At 58.3% G+C, this 7,857-nt stretch carries 9 protein-coding genes and 1 tRNA gene; 6 read left to right on the top strand and 4 right to left on the bottom strand.

The window, feature by feature from the left end:
- Positions 1-723 precede the first annotated feature (723 nt).
- Both ACR1XY_RS23770 and ACR1XY_RS23765 read right to left on the bottom strand, forming a co-directional pair.
- Positions 724-799, bottom strand: a tRNA-Ala gene (locus ACR1XY_RS23770).
- Between the two features lie 142 nt (positions 800-941).
- Positions 942-1,268 carry a TIGR02300 family protein gene (locus ACR1XY_RS23765; protein WP_480597177.1) on the bottom strand — a complete coding sequence of 109 codons (327 nt, stop codon included), beginning with the start codon at positions 1,266-1,268 and terminating at the stop codon, positions 942-944.
- A 100-nt stretch (positions 1,269-1,368) separates the two neighbouring features.
- Here ACR1XY_RS23765 and ACR1XY_RS23760 point away from each other — a divergent pair, with 100 nt between their 5' ends.
- The 3 genes from ACR1XY_RS23760 to ACR1XY_RS23750 all read left to right on the top strand — a co-directional run bounded on the left by ACR1XY_RS23760 (position 1,369) and on the right by ACR1XY_RS23750 (position 3,982).
- Complete coding sequence (locus tag ACR1XY_RS23760) at positions 1,369-2,064, top strand: M48 family metallopeptidase (RefSeq protein WP_480597174.1); 696 nt, start codon at positions 1,369-1,371, stop codon at positions 2,062-2,064.
- Between the two features lie 31 nt (positions 2,065-2,095).
- Positions 2,096-2,743: a GntR family transcriptional regulator gene (locus ACR1XY_RS23755; protein WP_480597171.1), complete on the top strand. Its 648-nt coding sequence runs from the start codon at positions 2,096-2,098 to the stop codon at positions 2,741-2,743.
- Positions 2,744-2,854: 111 nt separating this feature from the next.
- On the top strand, positions 2,855-3,982 hold the full coding sequence (locus ACR1XY_RS23750; RefSeq protein ID WP_480597167.1) for a lytic murein transglycosylase: 1,128 nt from the start codon (positions 2,855-2,857) through the stop codon (positions 3,980-3,982).
- Here ACR1XY_RS23750 and ACR1XY_RS23745 read toward each other — a convergent pair.
- A complete protein-coding gene (locus ACR1XY_RS23745) occupies positions 3,979-4,941 on the bottom strand; it encodes an acetyl-CoA carboxylase carboxyltransferase subunit alpha (RefSeq protein ID WP_480597164.1) in 963 nt (320 codons plus the stop codon). The two genes, ACR1XY_RS23750 and ACR1XY_RS23745, sit on opposite strands and share 4 nt — an antisense overlap.
- 121 nt (positions 4,942-5,062) lie before the next feature.
- On the opposite strand from ACR1XY_RS23745, the gene ACR1XY_RS23740 reads away from it, so the two are divergent.
- Entirely contained in the window at positions 5,063-5,896 is an 834-nt protein-coding gene (locus ACR1XY_RS23740) for an AraC family transcriptional regulator (protein WP_480597160.1), read from the top strand.
- A gap of 1 nt (position 5,897) precedes the next feature.
- On the opposite strand, the gene ACR1XY_RS23735 is transcribed toward ACR1XY_RS23740, so the two are convergent.
- Positions 5,898-6,494 carry a LysE family translocator gene (locus tag ACR1XY_RS23735; protein ID WP_480597158.1) on the bottom strand — a complete coding sequence of 199 codons (597 nt, stop codon included), beginning with the start codon at positions 6,492-6,494 and terminating at the stop codon, positions 5,898-5,900.
- A gap of 73 nt (positions 6,495-6,567) precedes the next feature.
- On the opposite strand from ACR1XY_RS23735, the gene ACR1XY_RS23730 reads away from it, so the two are divergent.
- Both ACR1XY_RS23730 and ACR1XY_RS23725 read left to right on the top strand, forming a co-directional pair.
- Positions 6,568-7,020, top strand: a complete 453-nt coding sequence (locus tag ACR1XY_RS23730; RefSeq protein WP_480597155.1) for an Lrp/AsnC family transcriptional regulator — start codon at positions 6,568-6,570, stop codon at positions 7,018-7,020.
- A 119-nt stretch (positions 7,021-7,139) separates the two neighbouring features.
- Entirely contained in the window at positions 7,140-7,727 is a 588-nt protein-coding gene (locus ACR1XY_RS23725; protein ID WP_480597153.1) for a PA14 domain-containing protein, read from the top strand.
- The last annotated feature ends 130 nt before the right edge of the window (positions 7,728-7,857 follow it).

Raw genomic sequence — 7,857 nt, 5'->3', positions numbered from 1 at the left:
TCATCTCCACTCCTTGGCGGTTACGATGAGCCAGAAACCCTCTCTTATCAAATCGACCTAAACTGTCCCATTGGCGCTGACGTCAGACAATCAGTAGGGTAAAATCCACGTCATGAGTAAATCTTGCTTCAAGTGTCTGCAGGTCCATTCCTTTTCGTGAATATAGGTACTGTTTTTCTATTTCTTCGCCATACACAACTTTAACGTTTTGCATTTTTTCGAGCTCTTGCCGGGCTAAGTGCCGAATGTCGACCCGTCCTGAGGTTAGTCCCGGACCACAGACGAAGACTTGTGACTGTACCTTTTGCGCTTTGTCATTGAGAAGGGTTGGTTGGATCAACATGCCTCACCGTAGCTGAATTTCTGCGCCGGGCTCAAGTTTAGATTGTTTTCGGACTAACTACGAAGCCGCCCAATTGCCGCAACTCTAAAAGTGAACGCAGATTGCAACTGCCAAGGGGCAAGCAAAAAACGAGGGAAAGGTTAGCGCTGTTTAAGTAGGTTTGAAAAGCCGGTTTATTTGAGCGAAAGATCAAATTAGTTAGAGCGTGCTGCAACTGCAACGTGTATCCACTTGGTGGTCCCTTCTGTGTTCTTAACTCAGTTGTTAAGGCTCAGGAGTCTCTGCTCAGCTTACGATGAAGGACTGTCGGTTTTGGATCCAAGGGAAATTCCTGCTGCCAAAAAGGAAGAACTTTGGGTGGCGGATCACCAGTTAGGTTTTGGTGGAGCCTAGGGGAGTCGAACCCCTGACCTCTTGCATGCCATGCAAGCGCTCTCCCAACTGAGCTAAGGCCCCTTCCAGGTACTGCCGAAGCAGTGGACGGACGTTTATGAGACGGTGGCTGGGAGTGCAAGTCCAAAAATGGATTTTGCCAAAAACTTTCCGTTCCGCGTCCGGGGGTGGGCATGAGGCGGCGAGAGGCCGCCCCTGACCGGTCTTAGTTTTCGTCTTCCGACGACATGTCGGTGATATCGTCCAGCGAGACGTCATCATTGTCGTCGTCATCATCGTCCAGCAGATCATCATCCAGATCAACATCGACATTGTCGTCATCATCCAGAACAAGATCTTCTTCCGAGGCGTCTTTGCGCGCTTTGGCCGAGGCTGCATCTTCCGCATCCGCAGCGATCATCCGGCTTTTGCCGGTCTCAAGCTCCACGATCTCGCCGGTGTAGGGGCTGATGATCGGGTTCTTGTTCAGGTCGTAAAACCGCTTGCCGGTTGTTGGGCAAACGCGCTTTACGCCCCATTCTTCCTTGGGCATGTCAAATCCCCTTGATATCAGGTGAGTCGTATCAACGATTCAGGTCACGTGCCACATGCAGCGGGCACTGTCAAAGCCTTTGAGCAGGAGAAACAGGCATATGGGAGATCACGCACTGCCCGGGACACCTCCGGTGCCGCTGACGTTGCGGAAATCGGCGCGGGCACGACGGATCAGCCTGCGGATTTCCCAACTGGATGGGCGGGTTACGCTAACCTATCCGCAGGGCGTGCCCGAGACCGAAGCGCTGAGCTTCGCCCGCACCAAGGAAGAGTGGATACGTCAGCATTTGCAGGATCGCCCTGACCCGGCCGTTGTTCAATTCGGCAAGACCATCCCTATCGAGGGCGTAGAGCGGCGAATCGTGCCGGCAAAGGGCCGTCGTGTTCTGTTGCAAGGTGATGAGATCGCCGTGCCCGCAGGGGCCGAGGCCCGGCGTTTGGCGCGGTTTCTCAAGGAACTGGCGCGGGATCGCCTGACAGGGGCCTGTGATGACTACGCCGCAATGCTGGGCCGTTCTTATTCCACCCTGACCATCCGCGACACCCGTTCGCGGTGGGGGTCGTGCAGCTCAGACGGAGGGCTGATGTTCTCCTGGAGGCTGATCCTCGCTCCGCCCGAGATCCTGCACTACGTCGCAGCGCATGAGGTGGCGCATCTGGTCGAGATGAATCACTCTCCGGCGTTCTGGGCACAGGTCGAACGGGTTTTCGGTGACTACAGTGACCAGAGGCGCTGGTTGCGCGACAACGGGGCCCAGTTGCACCGATACAGATTTGATGCCGCCGTGAGTTGACCTCGCGCCCGTTTGTGATCACAAATTGGGAATGTTGACCACACGCCCCTCCGACTCTCAAGGCGCGACACATGACCGGGTGTATCGCACGTTGCGCTCTCGAATAATGCATGGCGAGATGGCGCCGGGGCAGGCGCTGACCCTGCGCGGGATCGGCAAGGAATTCGGTGTCTCGATGACCCCCGCGCGTGAGGCGGTGCGGCGCTTGGCAGCTGAAGGGGCGTTGTTTCTGTCAACTTCGGGCCGTGTTTCCACGCCCGAGTTGACCAATGACCGGATCGAGGAACTGGCCGCCCTGCGCGCATTGCTTGAGGTCGAACTGGCCAGCCGCGCCCTGCCTCGGGCGCATATGGCGCTAATCGACCGGTTGCAAAGCATCAACATGAACGTGGCTGAGATGGTGACCAAGCGTGACGCCGTTGGGTATATCCGCACCAATCTGGAGTTTCACCGCACGCTCTATCTGCGGGCACAGGCCCCGGCGATGCTGGCGATTGCTGAAACCGTGTGGTTGCAGCTTGGTCCCACCATGCGCACTCTGTACGGCAGGTTGCGGCGGACCGATCCGCCGCATAACCACAAGCTGATCATCGCGGCGTTGCAGGCCGGAGACGAGCCCGGGTTGCGACTGGCGGTCCGGACGGATGTGACACAGGGTCTGCGGTTGCTGGTCACCTAAGCGGCTTGTTGCCGAAGGCCTGAAATCGCTCCTGAGATGCTTCGTCGTTGTGGCTTGAAGATTGGGTCTGGGTTAATCTGGCCCAAATCACAACAAGAGCAGATTTCAGTCATGATCAATCGACGGACATTTTCACTGGGTCTCGGGTCGGCCCTGCTGAGCGCCTGTTCCACCGGTGCCCCGACCAACACACCCGCGTCGCGGATGCGACCGGTGCCAAATTCTGGATGGGATGCTTGGGTCGCGAGCTTCAAAGGCCGAGCGGCGGCACAGGGGATATCGCAATCCACCCTCAACAGCGCCTTTCGGGGGGCAGGTTATTTGCCCGAGGTGATCGAACGCGACCGCAATCAGGTTGAATTCAAGCGGTCACTCGAGGACTACCTGGCGATTGCAGCCTCGGACGAGCGGATCGCCACCGGAAAGCAGATGCTGGTGCGGCACGCCGGAACCCTGTCGCAGATCGAGGCGAAATACGGCGTCGACAAAGAGGTTGTCGTGGCTGTTTGGGGGTTGGAGAGCCGATATGGCGCGCGGCGCGGGGATGTGCCGGTGATTTCGGCAGTGTCCACGCTGGCCTATGACGGGCGGCGTGGTGCGTTCTTTGAAAAGCAATTGGTGGCGGCCCTGAAGATCATTCAGGAAGGCGACACAAACCCTACCAATATGACCGGCAGTTGGGCCGGGGCGATGGGGCATACGCAGTTTATCCCAACGTCCTACCTGGCCTATGCGGTGGATTTCACCGGTGACGGGCGGAGGGATATCTGGTCCGAGGATCCGACGGACTCACTGGCCTCTACCGCCGCCTATCTGGCGCGCGCCGGTTGGGTTCGCGGACAGCCTTGGGGTGGTGAGGCCGGTACGGTTTCGGGTGCGCCTGTTGCGGTGCTGCAGCCGCAAAAACCGGGGCCGCGCATCGCGGTGTTCCGCAATTTTCAGGTGATCAAACGCTATAACAACTCAGACAGCTATGCGATCGGTGTTGGCCATCTGTCTGACAGGATTGCGGGTGGTGCACCGTTTCAGGCCTCGTTCGGGCCGGACGCGACCGGGCTGACGCTTGAGAACCGCAAGGAACTTCAACGCCGTTTGACGTCGGCTGGGTATGACACGCAGGGCGCCGACGGGGTGATTGGCAAGAATACCGAAGCCGCGATCAGCGCGTACCAGCGGGCCAATGGATTGGCCGCTACCGGCAAACCCTCTGTCGAGTTGCTGCGGCGGTTGGGCGGTTAGGCCGCCAACCCTTTCGAGCCGATATCCAGGAACTTCTGACGGCGATCCTTGATCAGGGCCGCCGCATCCTTGCCGTCCAGCTCTTGCAGCATGGCGGCAATTGCGGCGCGAACTGATTCAACAGTCGCCTCGCGGTCCCGGTGGGCACCGCCCTTGGGCTCGGTGATGATCCGGTCGCAGACGCCCAGCTTTTGCAGGTCCTGCGCGGTCAGGCGCAGCGCCTCGGCGGCTTCGCGCATCTTCTCGGCATCCTTCCACAGGATCGAGGCGCAGCCTTCGGGCGAGATCACCGAATAAACCGAATGTTCCAGCATCGCGACGCGGTTCGCCGTGGCAAAAGCCACAGCCCCGCCAGAGCCACCTTCGCCGATGATCACCGACACCAGCGGTACACCGATCTTCAGGCACATCTCGGTCGAGCGAGCAATCGCTTCGGATTGTCCACGTTCCTCGGCGCCCTTGCCAGGGTAGGCACCCGCCGTATCAATCAGAGTGATCACGGGCAGGCCAAACCGACCGGCCATCTCCATCAGGCGCACAGCCTTGCGGTATCCTTCGGGGCGCGCCATTCCAAAGTTGCGTTCGATCCGCGATTTGGTGTCCGAACCCTTTTCGTGGCCAATCACCATCACCGGCTGATCGTTGAACCGCGCCAGACCGCCGATTACCGCCAGATCGTCAGCAAAGTTCCGGTCGCCGGCCAGTGGAGTGAATTCGGTGAACAGGGCATCGACATAATCATTGCAGTGCGGGCGCTCCGGGTGACGCGCCACCTGGCATTTCCGCCAAGGGGTCAGATCATCATAAAGCTCTTCCAGCAGCTTGGCCGCCTTGGCGTCCAGCGCAGCGGCCTCTTCGGCCACGTCCATCTCTTCGTTGGCGCGGGCCAGCGCACGTAACTCCTCGGCTTTGCCTTCGATCTCGGCCAGGGGTTTTTCGAAATCCAGATACTGGGTCATGACGCCTCTCAACGCGGAATTTCCCTGCTATATGACCTGTGGTTGCGCGGGATGCAACTCAGCAAGATTTGTGGAAGCAGGATATGCGACCACGGATGGGCAGAGAGAAGGAAGGACACAAATGCCAACCAGCTATGAGAACCGCATTTTGCGCGTGCTGGCCTACATCCACGACCACCCCGCCGGGGACCTGTCGCTGGATGAGTTGGCCGATGTAGCGGCGATGTCCCGGTTTCACTGGCACAGAGTGTTCCGCGCCCTGACCGGTGAGACCTGCGCGCAGGCGGTGCGTCGTATCCGTCTGCACCGCGCGGCGGTTGGGCTGGTTCGGTCTGACACGCCGGTGACGCAGATCGCAGCAGACGTGGGCTATCCCAATCTGAACTCCTTTGCGCGGACCTTTTCCGAAGCCTACGGCAGCAGCCCTGCCGCATTTCGCAAGGCCGGGCAGTTCTTGCCCGTCCATCCACATTTCAGAACCGGAGAATATCCAATGTATCCTGTCACGACCCGAACCGAACCCGCCCGCCTCGTTGTCGGCCTGCCGCACAAAGGCGCCTATGCCGAGATCGGCAAGAGCTTTGCGGCCTTCGGTGCCTTGTGCGAATCCCGCCAGTTGTGGCCGCAGGTCGGGCCGGTGATCGGCATCTATCTCAATAGCCCTGACGCTGTGCCCGTTGACGATCTGCGCAGTTATGCCGGAGCCGAATTCCGCGGTGATGATACGCCCGAAGGCATGGAGGCTGTGCAAATCCCTGGCGGCAAGACGGCTGTTCTGACGTTCAAGGGTCCTTATTCCGGGCTTGGGGCCGCCTATCACAGCCTGTTCGGCAACTGGCTGCCAGAATCGGGCGAGGAACCTGCGGACCAACCTTGTTATGAAATCTATCTGAACGACCCGCGCGATACAGCGCCCGAAGAACTGCTGACGGAAATCTGCCTGCCGTTGAAGTGATTCAGTTCGGCCACAGGACCGGGTAAAGCGATGCGACCAGCAGCGCAGCCATGGTCCAGTTGAATACTACCAAGCGGCGCGGGTTCGTTAGGATCCGCGCCATTTGCTGTCCCAGAACGGTCCATGTGCTGACCGAAGGCAGGTTTACCGCTCCAAAGATCAGCGCCACGATTACGATAGCCTGCAGCGTATGATCCGGGGTGTAGGCGGTAGTCGCCGTCAGAGCCATGGCCCAGGCCTTGGGATTGACCCATTGAAAGGCGGCGGCCTGTAGGAAGGTCATAGGATCGCCTTTCGTGACCCCGGCCTTGGTCGGTGCTGCATGCGCGATTTTCCATGCTAGGTACAGCAGGTAGACCACTGAGACGAGCTTCAAGATCGTGTAGCTGACCGGGTACCGGTCAAACACCTGTACCAGCCCGGCGCCGACCAGCAGGACCATAAGGGTGAACCCCAACCCGATTCCCAACATGTGGGGAATAGTGCGGCGAAAGCCGAAATTAGCACCAGACGCCATAAGCATCAGGTTGTTCGGTCCCGGCGTGATCGACGAGACGAAAGCAAAGGCGATCAGGGCCAGAAGAACTTCATAGGACATCGCGCACATAATCACTGATCAGCGGGCAAATGAAATTGCGTTATAGTGTGTGACTACTGTAGATTTGCAACAAATGACGAAATTTGATCACATAAACCAACAAATATTGCGCGAATTGTCCCGCGATGGTCGCGTTAGCAACCTTGAACTGGCGGATCGCGTTGGCCTGTCGCCCTCGGCCTGTCTGCGCCGGGTGCAGGAGCTTGAGCGCGCGGGCGTGATCTCGGGCTATCGCGCGGTGTTGAACCCGGCGGCGCTGGGCTTGGGATTTGTGGCCTATATTGGTGTTGGTCTGGGAGAGCATACCAAGGCCGCGCAGGAAGGGTTCGAACGTGCCCTCCAACGCGCGCCGGAGGTGGTGGAATGCCATAACATCACGGGCACCATCGAATACCTGCTGCGCGTGGAATGCGCCGATCTTGCGACGTACAAGACCTTTCACACCGAGGTATTGGGAACCCTGCCACATGTCACGTCGATCACATCCTATGTGGTGATGGGATCCCCAAAAGACATGCGCGCCTGACCGGGGCAAACGTGATCTTTAACCGCCTTGCAGGGCAATTTCTAACCACCTAGTGTCATCCCAACGGCGCCCATAATGGGGAAACTCTGCAAAAGCGGCGCAAACTCAGGGAGGTCAAAATGAAACCACTAAGGATTGGCGTTATTGCCGTTGTGTCAGCGATGATAGCAGGTGCCGCGATTGGCGCGCCGCTTAAACTCAAACCAGCCAGCCCGCAGCCTTCGGGACTGAAAACTGGACTTGCGACTAACTATGCTTGGCTGGGAAGTCCACCTCGCAAGATTGACTCACTCACCGAAGCCAAAGCGTTGTTGAATGAAAAAGGAGCGCCAGGACAGCCGCTTCGGGGTCTTGACTACAGCGACACCAGCAAAGGCGACCCTGTAATGACCCATCCTGAACACTACAACGTTGCTGCGGATATTCGCGGGTTCATCAAGTTTGACGCGCCTGGTCTCTATGAGTTGGAGACGCATTCAAATGATGGTCTCGAAGCTTGGATTGGGGGGCAAAATGTTGGTGGCGCCAGTTTTTCGCAGCCTTGTTCCGCCAATGAGCGCGTTGAAGTCGAGGTGCCTGAGGCGGGATGGTACGAACTGAAAATGATCTACTACCAAAAGTACGGAACGGCCTGCCTTATGATGAAATGGGGAAAGCAGGGCGATAAGTTAAGCTGGGTTCCAAACAACGTGTTTGGCTACAAATGAAACTTAGGGGCGCTATTCTGCGCCCCCGGTTTCTTTTTGGCCTAGGGTCAGGACTCATAGCCAATAGATGACGAGTGCTGCGAGGGCGATGGCTGACAGGAAGACCTTCGGGCACCTGTCGTAGCGGGTC

It is taken from the genome of Ruegeria sp. AD11(2025), assembly GCF_056542405.1.
Note: the sequence above shows the minus strand (reverse complement) of the source record. Positions and strands in the feature narration are given on the sequence as shown.

Excerpts from the sequence above, each read along its gene's own strand:
- ACR1XY_RS23765 (WP_480597177.1), bottom strand. The coding sequence starts at position 1,268 with ATGCCCAAGGAAGAATGGGGCGTAAAGCGCGTTTGCCCAACAACCGGC.
- ACR1XY_RS23760 (WP_480597174.1), top strand. The coding sequence starts at position 1,369 with ATGGGAGATCACGCACTGCCCGGGACACCTCCGGTGCCGCTGACGTTG.
- ACR1XY_RS23755 (WP_480597171.1), top strand. The coding sequence starts at position 2,096 with ATGTTGACCACACGCCCCTCCGACTCTCAAGGCGCGACACATGACCGG.
- ACR1XY_RS23750 (WP_480597167.1), top strand. The coding sequence starts at position 2,855 with ATGATCAATCGACGGACATTTTCACTGGGTCTCGGGTCGGCCCTGCTG.
- ACR1XY_RS23745 (WP_480597164.1), bottom strand. The coding sequence starts at position 4,941 with ATGACCCAGTATCTGGATTTCGAAAAACCCCTGGCCGAGATCGAAGGC.
- ACR1XY_RS23740 (WP_480597160.1), top strand. The coding sequence starts at position 5,063 with ATGCCAACCAGCTATGAGAACCGCATTTTGCGCGTGCTGGCCTACATC.
- ACR1XY_RS23735 (WP_480597158.1), bottom strand. The coding sequence starts at position 6,494 with ATGTCCTATGAAGTTCTTCTGGCCCTGATCGCCTTTGCTTTCGTCTCG.
- ACR1XY_RS23730 (WP_480597155.1), top strand. The coding sequence starts at position 6,568 with ATGACGAAATTTGATCACATAAACCAACAAATATTGCGCGAATTGTCC.
- ACR1XY_RS23725 (WP_480597153.1), top strand. The coding sequence starts at position 7,140 with ATGAAACCACTAAGGATTGGCGTTATTGCCGTTGTGTCAGCGATGATA.